This is a genomic window from Haemophilus sp. SZY H53, assembly GCF_054332375.1.
In genome coordinates this window covers 80,641-97,236 of record NZ_JBTGNV010000008.1, presented here as the reverse complement: position 1 = coordinate 97,236, position 16,596 = coordinate 80,641, and the positions used below count along the sequence as shown (strand labels likewise).

Annotated in this window: 16 protein-coding genes; 8 read left to right on the top strand and 8 right to left on the bottom strand. The window is 40.7% G+C overall.

Features of this window, described 5'->3' with window-relative positions; all coding sequences use genetic code 11:
• Nucleotides 1–44: 44 nt before the first annotated feature.
• From fucO to ACXVWB_RS08555, 7 genes are all read right to left on the bottom strand, one after another.
• Nucleotides 45–1,199: a lactaldehyde reductase gene (gene fucO / locus ACXVWB_RS08585; protein ID WP_289902186.1), complete on the bottom strand. Its 1,155-nt coding sequence runs from the start codon at nucleotides 1,197–1,199 to the stop codon at nucleotides 45–47.
• A gap of 82 nt (nucleotides 1,200–1,281) precedes the next feature.
• Nucleotides 1,282–2,571: an L-fucose:H+ symporter permease gene (gene fucP, locus ACXVWB_RS08580; RefSeq protein ID WP_065242717.1), complete on the bottom strand. Its 1,290-nt coding sequence runs from the start codon at nucleotides 2,569–2,571 to the stop codon at nucleotides 1,282–1,284.
• Between the two features lie 42 nt (nucleotides 2,572–2,613).
• Nucleotides 2,614–3,261 carry an L-fuculose-phosphate aldolase gene (gene fucA / locus ACXVWB_RS08575; protein WP_049357912.1) on the bottom strand — a complete coding sequence of 216 codons (648 nt, stop codon included), beginning with the start codon at nucleotides 3,259–3,261 and terminating at the stop codon, nucleotides 2,614–2,616.
• A 20-nt stretch (nucleotides 3,262–3,281) separates the two neighbouring features.
• On the bottom strand, nucleotides 3,282–3,716 hold the full coding sequence (gene fucU, locus ACXVWB_RS08570; protein ID WP_065242718.1) for an L-fucose mutarotase: 435 nt from the start codon (nucleotides 3,714–3,716) through the stop codon (nucleotides 3,282–3,284).
• A gap of 57 nt (nucleotides 3,717–3,773) precedes the next feature.
• Nucleotides 3,774–5,198: an L-fuculokinase gene (gene fucK, locus ACXVWB_RS08565; protein ID WP_289902187.1), complete on the bottom strand. Its 1,425-nt coding sequence runs from the start codon at nucleotides 5,196–5,198 to the stop codon at nucleotides 3,774–3,776.
• Between the two features lie 109 nt (nucleotides 5,199–5,307).
• Nucleotides 5,308–7,077 carry an L-fucose isomerase gene (gene fucI, locus ACXVWB_RS08560; RefSeq protein ID WP_126469724.1) on the bottom strand — a complete coding sequence of 590 codons (1,770 nt, stop codon included), beginning with the start codon at nucleotides 7,075–7,077 and terminating at the stop codon, nucleotides 5,308–5,310.
• A 225-nt stretch (nucleotides 7,078–7,302) separates the two neighbouring features.
• Nucleotides 7,303–8,052, bottom strand: a complete 750-nt coding sequence (locus ACXVWB_RS08555; RefSeq protein ID WP_065242721.1) for a DeoR/GlpR family DNA-binding transcription regulator — start codon at nucleotides 8,050–8,052, stop codon at nucleotides 7,303–7,305.
• A 127-nt stretch (nucleotides 8,053–8,179) separates the two neighbouring features.
• Here ACXVWB_RS08555 and glmU point away from each other — a divergent pair, with 127 nt between their 5' ends.
• The 3 genes from glmU to ispH all read left to right on the top strand — a co-directional run bounded on the left by glmU (nucleotide 8,180) and on the right by ispH (nucleotide 11,099).
• The gene (gene glmU, locus ACXVWB_RS08550) at nucleotides 8,180–9,550 is read left to right on the top strand and encodes a bifunctional UDP-N-acetylglucosamine diphosphorylase/glucosamine-1-phosphate N-acetyltransferase GlmU (protein ID WP_065242722.1); all 1,371 of its coding nucleotides are present in this window, start codon (nucleotides 8,180–8,182) and stop codon (nucleotides 9,548–9,550) included.
• 116 nt (nucleotides 9,551–9,666) lie between these two features.
• The gene (gene lspA / locus ACXVWB_RS08545; RefSeq protein WP_289902188.1) at nucleotides 9,667–10,158 is read left to right on the top strand and encodes a signal peptidase II; all 492 of its coding nucleotides are present in this window, start codon (nucleotides 9,667–9,669) and stop codon (nucleotides 10,156–10,158) included.
• A complete protein-coding gene (ispH, locus tag ACXVWB_RS08540; RefSeq protein WP_065244609.1) occupies nucleotides 10,155–11,099 on the top strand; it encodes a 4-hydroxy-3-methylbut-2-enyl diphosphate reductase in 945 nt (314 codons plus the stop codon). The genes lspA and ispH overlap by 4 nt, the downstream gene beginning before the upstream one ends.
• A gap of 48 nt (nucleotides 11,100–11,147) precedes the next feature.
• On the opposite strand, the gene copM is transcribed toward ispH, so the two are convergent.
• A complete protein-coding gene (copM, locus tag ACXVWB_RS08535) occupies nucleotides 11,148–11,519 on the bottom strand; it encodes a CopM family metallochaperone (protein ID WP_049357924.1) in 372 nt (123 codons plus the stop codon).
• A 131-nt stretch (nucleotides 11,520–11,650) separates the two neighbouring features.
• Here copM and rdgB point away from each other — a divergent pair, with 131 nt between their 5' ends.
• The 5 genes from rdgB (at nucleotide 11,651) to pflB (ending at nucleotide 16,534) form a co-directional block, all read left to right on the top strand.
• On the top strand, nucleotides 11,651–12,250 hold the full coding sequence (rdgB, locus tag ACXVWB_RS08530; protein WP_049357925.1) for an RdgB/HAM1 family non-canonical purine NTP pyrophosphatase: 600 nt from the start codon (nucleotides 11,651–11,653) through the stop codon (nucleotides 12,248–12,250).
• 38 nt (nucleotides 12,251–12,288) lie between these two features.
• Entirely contained in the window at nucleotides 12,289–12,606 is a 318-nt protein-coding gene (locus ACXVWB_RS08525) for a heavy metal-binding domain-containing protein (RefSeq protein WP_128786856.1), read from the top strand.
• A gap of 143 nt (nucleotides 12,607–12,749) precedes the next feature.
• Entirely contained in the window at nucleotides 12,750–13,100 is a 351-nt protein-coding gene (locus tag ACXVWB_RS08520) for a helix-hairpin-helix domain-containing protein (RefSeq protein WP_289902189.1), read from the top strand.
• A 213-nt stretch (nucleotides 13,101–13,313) separates the two neighbouring features.
• Complete coding sequence (gene focA / locus ACXVWB_RS08515; protein ID WP_289902190.1) at nucleotides 13,314–14,168, top strand: formate transporter FocA; 855 nt, start codon at nucleotides 13,314–13,316, stop codon at nucleotides 14,166–14,168.
• Between the two features lie 53 nt (nucleotides 14,169–14,221).
• Nucleotides 14,222–16,534 (top strand): formate C-acetyltransferase, encoded by a 2,313-nt coding sequence (gene pflB / locus ACXVWB_RS08510; RefSeq protein ID WP_172621991.1) that lies wholly within the window; start codon nucleotides 14,222–14,224, stop codon nucleotides 16,532–16,534.
• The last annotated feature ends 62 nt before the right edge of the window (nucleotides 16,535–16,596 follow it).

The following is a 16,596-nucleotide window of genomic DNA, read 5'->3' as shown; positions in this document are numbered from 1 at the left end:
CTCAACGGAAGAATAATCGCTCTAGATTAATTTTTATCAATGAATTATTTAAACGCTAATCTATAGATTTCTAAAATATCCTCTGCTGTGCAATCACGCGGATTGCCTCCAGTACACACATCATTAAGTGCATCTTGAGAAAGAGAGAGAAGATCTTTTTCTTGAACGCCTATCGTGTGTAATTTTTCTGGAATTCCGACATCTTTAGAAAGTTGTCTTACAGCATTAATTGCCGCTTTGCGATATTCATCTTGGCTCATGTCATCTACGCCTTTTACACCCATTGCTCGGGCAATTTCACGGAATTTTTCACCCGTTTCAGGCGCATTGAATTCCATAACATAAGGCAATAAGACAGCATTGGCGATACCATGCGGAGTGTCATAATAGGCAGAAAGCGGGTGTGCCATGCTGTGTACGATACCTAAGCCTACGTTTGAAAAGCCCATCCCGGCAACATATTGACCAAGCGCCATGCCTTCGCGTCCTTCTTTGGTGTTTTCTACCGCACCACGTAAATGTTTAGCAATTAAACGAATCGCTTCCAAATGCAAAGCATCGGTAAGTGCCCAAGCGGCTTTGGTGGTGTAACCTTCAATAGCATGGGTTAGTGCATCCATGCCGGTGGCAGCGGTCAAACCTTTAGGCATGCTGGACATCATGTCAAGATCGACTACAGCGACTACTGGTATGTCGTGTACATCTACGCAAACAAATTTGCGTTTATTCGCTTCATCGGTAATCACATAGTTGATGGTGACTTCAGCGGCAGTGCCTGCTGTAGTCGGAACAGCAATAATGGGTACACATTTGTTCTTGGTAGGCGCAACACCTTCAAGAGACAGAACGTCTTCAAATTCAGGGTTATTGATAATAATGCCGATAGCTTTTGAAGTATCTGTAGGAGAACCTCCTCCGATAGCAATTAGATAATCTGCACCACTTTGTTTGAATTTTGCCACACCTTTTTTGATGACATCGACGCTTGGGTTAGCTTTCACTTCGTCAAAAATCTCGTAAGCAAGCCCTGCGTTGTCCAAAAGTGCGGTGACTTTTTCCACCACTTTGAATTTAATCAAATCCTTGTCCGTCACCACTAAGGCTTTTTTAAAGCTACGGATTTTGACTTCATCCACAATATGTTGAATAGCGCCGGCACCGTGATAGCTGGTTTCGTTAAGAATCATTCGATTAGCCATAAAATATACTCCTTTACTTAAGATGATAAAAATGCGTAAAAAAACGACCGCACTTTTAAGCGAAGTACGGTCATGTTTTACATTATTTTAGAACTTTCCAACTTCTGAAGCCGTAAATCGCGATAACGACGAAGCAGATTAACGGTAGGATAAATGAGAAGTTGACAGCCGGTAATCCCATCACTTCGCCTTGGTCGATGATCATACCTTGCAACGGAGGCATTAACGCACCGCCTACAATTGCCATCACTAAACCGGCGGCACCTAAGGTAGATTCTTCTTTTAAGCCGTAGAGTGCAATGCCGTAAATGGTTGGGAACATGAGTGACATAAAGCCAGAAGTTAAAATTAAGCAGTACAAGCCCCACACACCGTCAATGAAAATCACACCGAGGATGCTGAAGAAACCGCCGATAGCGAACAACATGAGCATGAATTCGGCTTTAAGATATTTCATTAAGCTTGTGCTGATGAAACGGCTGGTAATAAAAATCCCCATAGCGATGATGTTGAAGTTTTGCCCTTCCGCTTTGGTGAAGCCTAAACGTTCGGCATATTGTACGATGAAAGTCCAGCACATAATTTGTACGCCAACGTAGAATACTTGAGCAATCACACCTTCGCGATATTTCGGCTTCTTAATTAAGCGAGCTACGGCCTCTTTAAAAGAAAGGCGGGTATCACTCTCCTCTACCTTCACTGAAGGCATTTTATATAAGGCGATGATGACTAACACTGCAACAACGACAAAACCAAGTGCAACGTAAGGGTCACGGATTTCGGCTAAGTCGTGGGTGCGAATGCCCATTTTTTCTGTTTCGGATAAAGTATGGTAAATCAAGTTTCCAGCAGCATCCCGTTTATCGGATTCCAAATTGGTTAAGACTAATTGAGATGCGACGAACATCCCGGTAATAGAACCAAGTGGATTAAAGGATTGGGCAAAGTTTAAGCGACGGGTAGCCGTTTGCGGATCACCCATGGCTAAAATGTAAGGATTTGCTGTTGTTTCAAGAAATGCCAAGCCAAAAGTCAAAATATAAAGAGAAATTAAGAAGAAATTGAACACTTCATATTTAGCAGCTGGCCAGAATAAGAATGCACCGACCGCATAGAGCGCTAAACCTAGAAGGATACCTGCTTTATAACTATAGCGACTGGCAAATAATGCAGCCGGAATTGCCATGGTTCCATAACCACCATAAAAAGCAAATTGTACTAAAGCTGCTTCAGATGCCGGAATTTCCATGACTGTTTGGAATACGGCAACCATAGGATTGGTAATATCATTCGCAAAGCCCCACAATGCAAATAAGCTTGTAATAAGAATGAAGGGCACAAGATATTTTTTTTCTAAAACTTTAGCGCTCATAATCTTTTCCTTGTTTAAATAAGTGATGAATCTATTTGCGGACTATTCTTCAATGCGCAGCCCATAAGTGTGGAATTTTCCTAAAACCACGTTCATTTGTTCTTTGCTTAATAATGGAATTTCTAAGCCCGTTGATAACAATTTCAAATACCAAGATGCTAATACTTCGACTTCTTGTGCTAACCATAAGGCTTTGTCTAGGTTTTCACCACAAGCGATCAAACCGTGATGAGAAAGTAAAATCGCTTTGCTTTCTTTAATGCCTTCGCCCACATAGGACGCTAATTCGTGAGTACCGAACGTTGCATAAGGCACACAAGGGATATGATCGGTGCCACCAACCGCGACCATGTAATGAATGGCCGGAATCGGTTTTTCCAAAATAGAAAGCCCTGCGCAGTTTATAGAATGGTTATGCACCACCGCATTGGCTTCAGGGCGTGCTTGATAGACAGCTAAATGGAATTGCCATTCACTAGACGGCAGTTTGTTTTCTTCGTGTTTACCTTTGCCGTCTACATACACAATGTTTTCCGGTTTCATTAAATGATATGGCATTCCTGTCGGGGTGATCAGCATGCCGTCTTTGTAACGTACACTGACATTTCCCGCTGTACCTTGGTTTAACCCTAGTCGAGTCATTTCAAGGCAAGTATCAATAATTTTTTGTGAAAGTTCTTGTCTGTTCATTTTTTAGTACCTCTAAGCTGTTATAGAATGGGGGTAACCCCTTTTTTGATGATAATGTTGCCGTATTTAGCTGTTTCGCCACTGATTACGACGGCATAAGCTTGTTTGGCACGTTCGTAAAAGGCAAAGCGTTCAATACGCTCTAAATTAGGTGTAAAACCAATCGCATTTTTAATCGCCGTTAGATAATTTTCTTCTACTTGTGGATCGAGAGTATCACCAGGCACCACTTGCATCATAATTAACGGCGCATCGACATAAGCATCAAACTCAAATAATGGTGCAATGCCTTTGAGTAATGTAGATACGGTGATGCCATCTGCACGAATTACGTTTGAATGTAATGAGTGTGCGGGAAAATGGGCATCGGACAGTACAATTTCATCGCCATGTCCCATTTCGGCAAGAATTTTGAGTAACTCAGGGGAGATTGCCGGGTGGATACCTTTTAACATATTGATTTCTCCTATTTATTCTTTTCAAGTTTTATTGCCTCTTAGAAAGAGGAGGGATTAATTCTTTCTAGCTGGATTAACACGCGTTCTATTTGGTTGCATTGCTTTCTGTGCTTGTTCTGGCGTTGCGTATATCCCAACGCCTGCGAAGGTAAACATTGCAGCGCCGAGCACAGTGCTTTCTGCGACATCCACGACATCAATCGGTAAACCTAAAACATCAGCACGGATTTGGTTCCAAAGTGGATTTTTCGAGCCGCCACCGACGCAAAGCAAGCTTTCCGCTTTGAAGTGGCTGACTTGTTGTAATACGTCCAAGCCCTGCTTGAGTTGGTTTGCCATGTAATAAAGTGCGGCACGGTAGATTTCACCACGAGTGGAGAACATGGAAAGTCCACTGATATTGCCTTGTCCGAGTTGGCTAAATACACCCTGAAAATTGACCGCACTTTGCGAGCCTTTTTCACCGGCAGCGATACCTTCGGCGATCATGGTCGGGTAATATTGGTCGGTGCCATATATATCGGCGAACAACAATTTACCGAGCCATTCCATAATGCCTGAGCCGACCCATTGTACGGCGGGGTTAAAACAATTCGGTTGTGCGTCAAATTCGGTGGTTAAGCCTTGCGGCACAAAATCGAATTGCGGTTTGGCGTGTTCTGTACGGGCCATTAAGATTTCCCACGTGCCTGAACTGAGTACTGGTTGATTCAATCCCGCACCGGAGCCAAATACGGCAAATTGGGTGTCGTGACCACAGGATATAACTGGAATACGATTTAAACCCCAATGGTCGGCAAGCGCACTAGTTAACTCCCCCACTTTTTCACCTGCGTTATGCAATGGTGGAAAGTGTTTTTGGCTTAAACCAAGCAGTTTTAAGATATCCTCGTCCCAATTGCCTGTTGCGAGATTGGTCATCATGGATGTGCCTGCCATAGTGCGATCGGTGGTAAATTTGCCAGTTAATCGCTGGGTTAGCATGGAGGAAATGAACACGAATTTATCCATTTTTTGGAAAATATCCGGTTTATTTTCTTTCAACCAAAGTAGTTTAAATAAAGTGTTGAAACTATATTGACCAATGCCGTTGCGTTGATAAAGGGCTTTTATGTCTAGCAACTGAGGGAGGTTTTCCATCACCGGCACTGTGCGCGGGCATTTCCACGAGATAATCGGGTAAAGTTGTTGTCCGTTTTTATCAAATGCTGCGCCATCCACACCAAAAGTCGTGACGGAAATGCCTACGATTTCTTTTAAATCAACCTGTTGTTGCTTTAATTGAGTGATCGTATTATCTGCACACATGGTGAGTTTTTGCCAAATTTCTTCAAAATCCCAAATATGATAATCGGGTGATTCGCTACCCTGTTGAGTATTATTAGCAAGGTGATGGGATGCCATGATTTTGCCTTTATCATTCATGGCAATGGTGCGTAAATTAGTCGCACCGCAATCAAAAATCAGTACGATAGACATAAAAGCTCTCCTAAGTGCGGTTTAAAATTCATTTGTTTTTCAACCGCACTTGTATTTGAATTTTTATGGGATGATGGCGCAAGTTAGGGAAGCTTGCGCCAGTCATAGGTTATTTATAAAGTGGTCCGAAGTTTTGGCAGGCGCGGTAGTCTTGACCTTCTTTGTCTTGACCAAAACCGTTCCAAGAGCTTGGGCGGAACACATTGGCATCTTCAACGTTGTGCATGCAAACAGGAATACGCAACATTGAAGCTAGCGTGATGAGATCAGCACCGATGTGTCCGTAAGTGGCTACACAGTGGTTAGCTCCCCAGTTCGCCATTACAGAATAAACATCAGTAAATGCTCCTTTACCAGTTAAACGAGGCGTAAACCAAGTCGTCGGCCAGGTTTCGTTTGTACGATGGTCAAGGGCATCATTGACTTCTTTCGGTAAATCAATAGACCAACCTTCGGCAATTTGTAGCACCGGACCTAAGCCTTTAATAAGGTTAATACGATGCATAGTAAACGGCATGCCGCCTTTGGTTAAGAATTGAGAGGATAAACCGCCCCCACGGAAGTATTCGTGTACCGCAGGACACCAACGGGTATGTTCCAAACAACGTTTGCCGTCTTCTTCCGTGACTTCCCATGCAGGTTTGATGATCGGATTGCCATTGGCGTCTTGATGTTGACCTGTACCGTCAAGGGCAGCAGATCCTGAGTTAATTAAATGCAAGAAGCCTTGTTCCGGACGGAAACCGGTAACGCGTTCTACGGAATCTGGGCTCCAGTAAGTCCGTACGTCGGCAAAGATTTGCGCCTGACCAGTGAGTTGATTACCAAGTAACATACAGACTGCGTTTAAACTATCGTTTTCTGTTGCAAGAATGTATGGAGGACGTACGCCATTCCAATCGTAGGTGGAGTTTAGGATGGCTTCCATAAAGTCGCCGTTCGGTAAATGATCGGTCCAATGGCGTTGACCTTGGAAACCGGCAGCAATGGCGTTATGACCAAGTGCTTCTTCACCAAAGTTTAATTTAGCTAATTTCGGATTACCCACCATTAAATCACGGGCAATGATGGTCATTTTCACCACATTTTCCCAAAGTTCAGCGCGTTCTTCCGGTGAGCGTTGATTTTCCGGGCTGTTTACGTCAATCCCGTCTTTGCAATATTGTTTCACCCAAGAAAGCGCTAAGTCCACTTCTTCCTGATCGTAAATTTTGCGATCCAAGCGGCGTTTGATTTCGGTCATGTCCACATATTCGTTACGCATGCCGAGGTATTCTTGGAAGAATTGTTGGTTGACGATAGAACCGGCGATACCCATGGAAACGGAACCGATAGATAAGTAGGATTTGCCGCGAATAGTTGCAACGGCAAGACCGGCACGTGCGAAGCGTAACAGTTTTTCTTTAACATCGGCAGGAATACTAGTGTCATCTGCTTCTTGTACTTCGGTGCCATAAATAGAGAAAGCCGGTAAACCTAGTTGAGAATGGCCAGCAAGGGCGGCAGCAAGATAAACAGCTCCTGGACGTTCGGTGCCGTTAAAACCCCAAATAGCTTTCGGCATGTGCGGATCCATGTCGATAGTTTCGGAACCGTAGCACCAACAAGGGGTAACCGTAATTGTTAAACCAACATTATTGAGTTTAAATTTTTCTGCGCAAGCGGCAGCTTCAGCAACACCACCGATACAGGTGTCAGCAATCACACATTCCACGAAGGAACCATCGGTGTGACGAATGTGAGTTTGCAATAACTCAGCAACGGATTTGGCCATTTGCATGGTTTGTTCTTCTAATGATTCTCGAACTCCCATACGACGCCCATCAATAGTTGGACGAATACCAATTTTTACACGATTTGATTGAGCGAAAGATGTCATTATAAAAATCCTCCTTACGTTTAACATTTATGATGAAAGGTGAATAAGCTGATATCAACTTAACTTGGTATTATTTTTGATAAAAAGAATGTAATAAGATAGACGAAATGCAAAGTAGATTTCAGATTTGTGAAAGAGATCACACAAAAGAATTATTTTTTTTATAAAGTAGATGCCCGATTTTCTTATTTTTATCCTAAAAACAGTCAATTCGGGCATATTTATCTATAAAACAGTCATTGTATCTGTTTTATCACAATATTGTTGTAAGAGTGGCGAAAGGGGGGAATCCGTAAAAATGGTATCCATTTTATTTAGCTCGCTTAATTGTATGAGGCTTTTTTTCTCAAATTTTGACTGATCTGCAAGTAAATAGCATTTTTCTGATGCTTCCATCATTTTTCGTTTTAGTGAGGCATTGAGTTCGTTTGATTCCCAAATATTACCTTCGTTATCAATGCCTGAGCAGGAAAGAATAGAAAAATTGATATGTAAGCGCTGTAATAAATATTCGGATAAAGGCCCATAGAAAGCTTCATATTTTGGAGAGTAAACTCCACCAGTCACTATTGTTTTGATATTGGGCTTATTTACGAGAGCATTGATGTTAAAAATTGAGTTTGTCACAACCGTGCAGGGGATATCAGGCATGAGATATGCAAAGTACCAACTGGTGGAGCTTGCATCGAGGCCAATCACAGCATTTTCATAAAGTAATTCAAGGGCATTTTGGGCAATATGTCTTTTGGCTGCAGCATTGATATGTTGTCGTATTTGAAAAAAAGATCCTATATCATTCGTTTTTCCGCTAACAGCGCCACCATGAATGCGATAGAGTAAACCTTTTTTTTCTAATCGATTAAGATCTCTACGAATGGTCTCTACTGACATTTCGCATTGCTGGGCAAGTTCTTGCACACTAACTTTCCCTTGGTGATTTAGTAGTTGTAAGATGATTTCGTCTCGATTACGCATGCGTACCTCTATGGGTTGAAAAGTTTTTTCTATTATAGGATTTTCTTAAAAAGATAAACAACTTATCATTCAACCCTTTCTACGATAGAATACGCCCAAAAATTTTTTATCAAGAAGAGAAGAATTTATGACAAATAAAGCATTAAGTGTTGTGATTTTAGCAGCCGGTAAAGGCACTCGTATGTATTCTGATTTACCAAAAGTCTTACATAAAGTGGCAGGAAAACCAATGGTAAAACATGTGATCGATACAGCGAATCAATTAGGTGCAGAAAATGTGCATTTGATTTATGGTCACGGTGGCGAATTAATGCGTGAGCGTTTGGCAAATGAAAGTGTGAACTGGGTATTCCAAGCGGAACAATTGGGTACAGGACATGCTATGCAACAAGCAATGCCTTTTTTCCGTGATGATGAAAATGTTTTAATGGTGTATGGCGATGGCCCAATGATCACACCGGAAACATTGCAAAAATTAATCGATGCGAAACCTGAAAATGGTATCGCAGTGTTAACCGTCGTATTAGATAACCCAACAGGTTATGGTCGAATCGTACGTGAAAATGGCAAAGTTGTAGGGATTGTTGAACAAAAAGATGCAACGCCTGAGCAGCTTAAAATTCAAGAAATTAATACAGGTGTGTTAGTTTCAGATGGTGCAAGTTTCAAAAAATGGTTAGCGCGTTTAGATAATAATAATGCACAAGGCGAGTTTTATATTACTGATGTAATTGGCTTAGCTCATCAAGATGGTTGTCCGATTGTAGCTGTGCAAGCAACTGATTTTATGGAAGTTGAAGGGGTAAATAATCGCCTACAATTAGCCAAAATGGAACGCTATTATCAACGTAAACAAGCAGAAAAACTTTTACTTGCAGGTGTGATGTTGATTGACCTTGAACGTTTTGATTTACGCGGCACATTAGAGCACGGTAAAGATGTTGAAATTGATGTGAACGTGATTGTGGAAGGTAATGTGCGCTTGGGCGATCGTGTGAAAATTGGCGCTGGTTGTGTATTGAAAAACGTGACTATTGGTGATGATGTTGAGATCAAGCCTTATTCTGTTTTAGAAGATGCAACAATTGGTGAGAAAGCGGCGATTGGCCCATTCTCTCGTTTACGTCCAGGTGCTGAATTAGCGGCTGAAACCCATGTGGGCAACTTCGTGGAAATTAAAAAATCTACAGTAGGTAAAGGTTCTAAAGTAAATCATCTCACTTATGTAGGTGATACCGAAATCGGAGAGAACTGTAACATTGGTGCAGGTGTCATTACTTGTAACTATGACGGTGCAAATAAATTTAAAACAATCATTGGTAACAATGTATTTGTTGGATCGGATACACAATTAGTCGCGCCAGTTACTGTGGCAGATGGTGCAACCATTGGAGCTGGTTCAACGATCACTCAAAATATTGAGAGAGATGAGCTGGTGATCACTCGTGTGCCACAACGTCATATTCAAGGTTGGCAAAGACCGGTGAAGAAAAAGTAATTAACATTGCAAGGCGAACCAATGTGTTCGCCTTTTATGATTTGATGCCTTTTACTTTATAAAGGTTGTTCGAGTTGCTAAAATCATCGTCCATTTATAAAGACAGATAATTTCCTATGACAAAAAATAAAACAGGACTTTCATTCCTTTGGCTAAGTGCGGTCGCTTTTATCCTTGATTTACTGACCAAATATATTGTGGTACAGCGCTTTGATTTATATGAAAGTGTGAACCTATTACCCATTTTTAATTTAACCTATGTGCGTAACTATGGCGCAGCGTTTAGTTTTTTAGCTGAGCATGATGGTTGGCAGAAATATTTCTTTATTGTGCTTGCGATTGGGATTTCTTTAATGCTGGCTTACTTTATGAAAAAGAATTCGGCAGAGCAAAAATTACAAAATTCAGCTTATGCACTGATTATCGGTGGCGCATTAGCCAATATGGTGGACCGTGCGTATAACGGTTTTGTGGTGGATTTCTTAGATTTTTATTGGGATATTTATCATTATCCGGTATTCAATGTGGCAGATATTGCGATTTGTATTGGTGCGGGTTTATTAGCATTAGATGCCTTTAAAGGTGATAAAAAGAGCGGTCAAAAATGAAGATAATTTTAGCTAACCCTCGCGGATTTTGCGCGGGTGTCGATCGAGCCATTAGCATTGTTGAATTAGCACTTGAAATTCATGGTGCACCAATTTATGTACGTCATGAAGTGGTGCATAACCGTTTTGTGGTGAATGGTTTGCGTGAGCGTGGGGCGATTTTTGTAGAAGAACTGAGCGAAGTGCCAGATGGCGCCATTGTGATTTTCTCTGCTCATGGCGTGTCACAAGCTGTTCGTCAGGAAGCGAAAGATCGTCAGTTAAAAGTATTTGATGCAACTTGTCCGTTGGTAACCAAAGTACATATGCAAGTGGCTCGTGCGAGCCGTAAAGGGACGAAAGCGATTTTGATCGGACACAAAGGCCATCCCGAAGTGGAAGGCACAATGGGACAGTACAACAACGAGGAAGGTGGTATTTTCTTAATTGAAAGCGTGGAAGATATTGCTCGTTTGCCGGTTCAAGAAAATGATGATTTAACCTTTATGACACAAACTACGCTTTCTCTTGATGATACGGCGGAAACTATCAGTGCATTGAAAGACAAATATCCAGCTATTCAAGGCCCACATAAAAACGATATTTGCTATGCGACAACCAATCGCCAAGAAGCAGTGCGTGAATTAGCGAAACAATGTGATTTAGTGGTCGTTGTAGGCTCTAAAAACTCATCGAATTCTAATCGTTTAGCTGAGTTGGCATCGCGTATGGGTGTGAAATCAAAATTGATTGATGATCCAAATGATGTGACAGCAGATTGGTTTGAAGGCGTTGAAACAATTGGCGTAACAGCAGGGGCCTCAGCACCCGAAGAGTTGGTGCAATCTGTGATTGCTCGATTAAAAGAATTTGGTGCGGATAGCATTGAAGAGCTTCAAGGCTTAGAAGAAAATATGTTCTTTGAAGTGCCAAAAGAGCTACGAATAAAAGAAGTAAACTAATTCTATTAAAAAAGTGCGGTTAATTTACCGCACTTTTTTGGTGTTATTTTATTTTTTATTGTGCACTTTAAGCCATTTTTGCATTTGTTCAATTTCTGCCTGTTGAGCGTTAATAATATTCTCAGCAAGCTTACGCATCTCAGGATCTTTTCCGTATTTTAATTCAACTTCTGCCATTTTTACTGCGCCAATATGGTGTGGCAACATACCTGCTGCAAAAGCAACATCAGGATCTTTATATTGCGCAGCTGCCATCATGTCTTGATGCATTTGACTCATACCTTGCATTAATTCTTGTTGCATTGCAGAATCTGTCGACATTGGCATATTCATGTGTGCTTGATGCGGTTGTTCATTAGCTTGGGCATAAATTGAAACTGCAGCAGCGCTAAGTGTGATAAAAGTCATAAGTTTTTTCATGTTTTTCTCCTATGTGATAACTGAATGAGCACCAATCATAAACTTTGACCTAAGGTTAAAGTCAATATTTATTCCGAAAATTTTTGGTGAGGTGCTAGAATAAGACAATATTTGATATGAGGAACAGAATCATGAAGCAAAAAATTGTGCTTGCCACGGGCAATAAAGGCAAAGTAAAAGAAATGGCAGACGTATTAGCCGATTTCGGTTTTGAAGTGATTGCTCAAACGGATTTAGGCATCGAAAGCCCAGAGGAAACTGGCTTAACGTTTGTCGAAAATGCGATCCTGAAAGCGCGTTATGCATCTGAAAAATCAGGTTTACCGGCTATTGCAGATGATTCCGGTCTTGTGGTGGATGTGTTAAATGGTGCGCCAGGATTGTATTCTGCACGCTATGCGGGTGTAGATGGTGAGGAAGCCGATGCGAAAAATCGTGAAAAATTACTGGCAGAATTAGCTGATGTACCAACTGAACGTCGCCAAGCAAAATTTGTGAGTACGATTGTGTTATTACAATACCCAAGTGATCCTTCTCCGATCATTGCTCAAGGTGAATGTGAAGGGAATATCATTTATGAAGAACGAGGTGAAAACGGCTTTGGTTACGATTCGCTCTTTTTTAGCCCTGAAAAAGGTTGTACTTTTGCAGAATTAGAAACCGTAGAGAAAAAGAAAATTTCTCATCGTGCTAAGGCATTAGCCATTTTAAAATCAAAATTAAGCGTCTAAAGTGCGGTTAATTTTTAACGAGAATTTAAGGATACAAAATGATTGTGACAACAACCCCTAGTGTTGAAGGGAAACAAATCGTAGAATACAAACAAGTCGTCTTTGGTGAGGTGATTGCGGGGGCAAACTTCATGCGTGATTTTTTTGCTGGCATCACAGATGTGATTGGTGGGCGTTCTAGTGTTTATGAGCGTCGTATTAGTCGCGCGCGTCAAGATGCGTTGAAAGAACTTGAAGAAAAAGCAAATGCCTTGGGTGCTAATGCCATTGTTGGCGTAGAGGTTAATTACACAACGGTAGGCACGAAAAGCATGTTTATGGTGATTGCAAGTGGCACGGCAGTGGTGGTGCGTTAAGGTCGTTTTTCATTTACTTAAATGTAATTTTTGCGATCATGATCGCAAAAGTGCGGTCAATTTCTTGCGTGTTTTTGGTCTTTCTTAAAAATGTCGCTGTTGATATAAATCAACGGTACTTTTTATTAATAAAGGGCATTTTTATGAAATTGATGAAACATTTATTTAGTTCATTATTTGTTGCAACCACAATGTTGAGCTCGCAAGTGTTTGCAGAAGAACAAGTGGCTGAACAGGCTCTACCTCAAGCGCAAGTTCAGCAACAAACTGCATCACAAACGACACAACAAGCAGTGAGTGATAAATTAAATATCAATACCGCCAGCGCATCAGAAATTCAAAAAGCGCTAATTGGTATTGGTGCGAAAAAGGCGGAAGCCATTGTACAGTATCGTGAAAAGCACGGTAATTTCACTATGGCAGAACAATTGCTTGAAGTACAAGGCATAGGTAAAGCAACCTTAGAGAAAAATCGCGATCGCATCGTGTTTTAATCTCTGTTATTTATATATAAAAAGCGGGATAGAGATATCTCGCTTTTTTTTGTATTTGAGTAGAAAATTTACCAAAACTTGCAAAATATCAAATTTTTTTGAAATAAATGGGGGATTTCTTGCAAAGGTTTTTTAAGAGAGTAGAATACCAATAGGTATAAAAATACCTATGTTGAAGTATAAAAAGAATAAATTAATTATTTGGAGTCAGATATGGCATCAGAAAATTTAAATCAATCTTCTGTTGCTCTCACATCAGTTGAAGCAACGGATTATGCTGAAAACATCGCTGCGTATAAAGCGCAAAAACGTCCATTTTTATCATTCATGTCTGGTATTAGTGCTGGGGCTTGTATTGCATTAGCCTTTGTATTTTATACGACAACTCAAACAGCGAGCGCTGGTGCGCCTTGGGGATTAACCAAATTAGTTGGTGGATTAGTCTTCTCCTTGGGCGTAATTATGGTGGTGATTTTAGGTTCAGAATTATTCACCTCTTCTACTTTAACCTTAGTTGCCCGTGTAGGCGGAAAAATAACCACAACCCAAATGATTCGAAATTGGATTGTAGTATATTTGGGCAACTTCATAGGCGGTTTATTTATTGCTGCGGTGATTTGGTTTGGAGGACAAACCATGGCAGCAAATGGTCAATGGGGTTTAACCATTTTGGCAACCGCTCAACATAAGATTCATCATACTTGGTTTGAAGCATTTAACCTTGGTATTTTATGTAACATTATGGTGTGTGTAGCGGTATGGATGTCTTATTCCGGTAAAACTGTTACAGACAAAGCATTTATTATGATCATGCCGATTGGTTTATTTGTCGCATCAGGTTTTGAACACTGTGTGGCAAATATGTTTATGATTCCACTAGGCATTATCACAGCTCATTTTAGTACACCAGAATTTTGGCAACAAATTGGTGTGGATCCAATGAAATATGCAGACTTAGATCTTTATCATTTCATTGTGAAGAATTTAATTCCCGTAACGTTGGGCAACATTGTGGGCGGCGCAGTTTGTATCGGCTTATTCCAACGTTATTTAACTAAAGCTCACTAATGTACTAACGAACTAACAGACTTATTTTTTATCAATTAAAAAAGGAAATGACTATGTCAGAACTTAATGAAGCACAAAAAGTGGCGTGGACAGGGTTCGTTGCCGGTGATTGGCAAGAAAACGTCAACGTGCGTGATTTTATTCAGAAAAACTACACCCCGTATGAAGGTGATGATTCTTTCTTAGCTGGTCCAACCGAAGCGACAACAAAACTTTGGGAAACCGTAATGGAAGGGATCAAAGTTGAAAACCGCACTCACGCGCCATTAGACTTTGACGAACATACGCCTTCAACGATTATTTCTCACGCGCCAGGCTATATCAATAAAGATTTAGAAAAAATAGTTGGTCTTCAAACAGATGCGCCATTAAAACGTGCCATTATGCCATTTGGTGGCATTAAAATGGTGGAAGGATCATGCAAAATTTACGGTCGTGAATTAGATCCTGAAGTGAAAAAAATCTTTACTGAATATCGTAAAACCCACAACCAAGGTGTATTTGATGTTTATACGCCAGACATTTTACGTTGTCGTAAATCGGGTGTATTAACTGGTCTTCCAGATGCTTACGGCCGTGGTCGTATCATTGGTGACTACCGTCGTGTCGCACTTTATGGTGTTGACTTCTTAATGAAAGATAAATACGCACAGTTCTCTTCTTTACAAAAAGACTTAGAAGATGGCGTAAATCTTGAAGCAACTATTCGTTTACGTGAAGAAATCGCAGAACAACACCGTGCATTAGGTCAAATGAAACAAATGGCGGCAAGCTACGGTTATGATATTTCTAACCCTGCAACTAATGCTAAAGAAGCCATTCAATGGATGTACTTTGCTTATCTTGCTGCAATCAAATCACAAAACGGTGCAGCGATGTCATTCGGTCGTACTGCAACCTTTATCGATATCTATATCGAACGTGATTTACAAGCAGGTAAAATTACTGAAACTGAAGCGCAAGAATTAGTTGACCACTTAGTTATGAAACTCCGTATGGTTCGTTTCTTACGTACACCTGAATACGATCAATTATTCTCAGGCGACCCAATGTGGGCAACTGAAACCATCGCAGGTATGGGGTTAGACGGTCGTACATTAGTAACCAAAAATACATTCCGTATTTTACACACCCTTTACAACATGGGTACTTCTCCAGAACCAAACTTAACTATCCTTTGGTCTGAACAATTACCTGAAAACTTCAAACGTTTCTGTGCGAAAGTATCGATTGATACCTCATCAGTTCAATACGAAAATGATGATTTAATGCGTCCAGACTTCAACAATGATGACTACGCAATCGCATGTTGTGTATCACCAATGGTTGTGGGTAAACAAATGCAATTCTTCGGTGCACGTGCAAACTTAGCGAAAACATTGTTATACGCAATCAACGGCGGTATCGATGAAAAATTAGGTATGCAAGTAGGTCCGAAAACAGCACCAATTACTGATGAAGTGTTAGATTTTGATACAGTAATGACTCGTATGGATAGCTTTATGGATTGGTTGGCAAAACAATATGTGACTGCATTAAACGTAATCCACTATATGCACGATAAATATTCATACGAAGCAGCATTAATGGCATTACATGATCGTGATGTATACCGTACCATGGCTTGTGGTATTGCTGGTCTTTCTGTTGCGGCAGACTCACTTTCAGCAATTAAATATGCGAAAGTTAAACCGGTTCGTGGTGACATCAAAGATAAAGATGGCAATGTTGTAGCAAGTAACGTAGCAATCGACTTTGAAATCGAAGGTGAATATCCACAATATGGTAACAACGATAACCGTGTTGATGACATCGCTTGTGACTTAGTTGAACGTTTCATGAAGAAAATTCAAAAACTTAAAACTTACCGCAATGCAGTGCCTACACAATCTGTATTAACCATTACTTCTAACGTGGTTTATGGTAAGAAAACGGGTAATACTCCAGATGGTCGTCGTGCTGGTGCACCATTCGGACCAGGAGCAAACCCAATGCACGGTCGTGACCAAAAAGGTGCGGTAGCATCATTAACTTCTGTAGCTAAACTTCCATTTGCTTACGCGAAAGATGGTATTTCTTATACCTTCTCAATCGTACCAAATGCGTTAGGTAAAGATGCAGAAGCACAACGTCGTAATCTTGCTGGCTTAATGGATGGTTACTTCCACCACGAAGCAACAGTTGAAGGTGGCCAACACTTAAATGTGAACGTGTTAAACCGTGAAATGTTGTTAGATGCAATGGAAAATCCGGATAAATATCCACAATTGACTATCCGTGTATCTGGTTACGCAGTACGTTTCAACTCTTTAACTAAAGAGCAACAACAAGACGTCGTAACTCGTACATTTACTGAGTCTTTCTAAGTAAATAATATTATGTTTTAATATAAACCACTCACAGACTAGTTTTGTGAGTGGTTTATTTT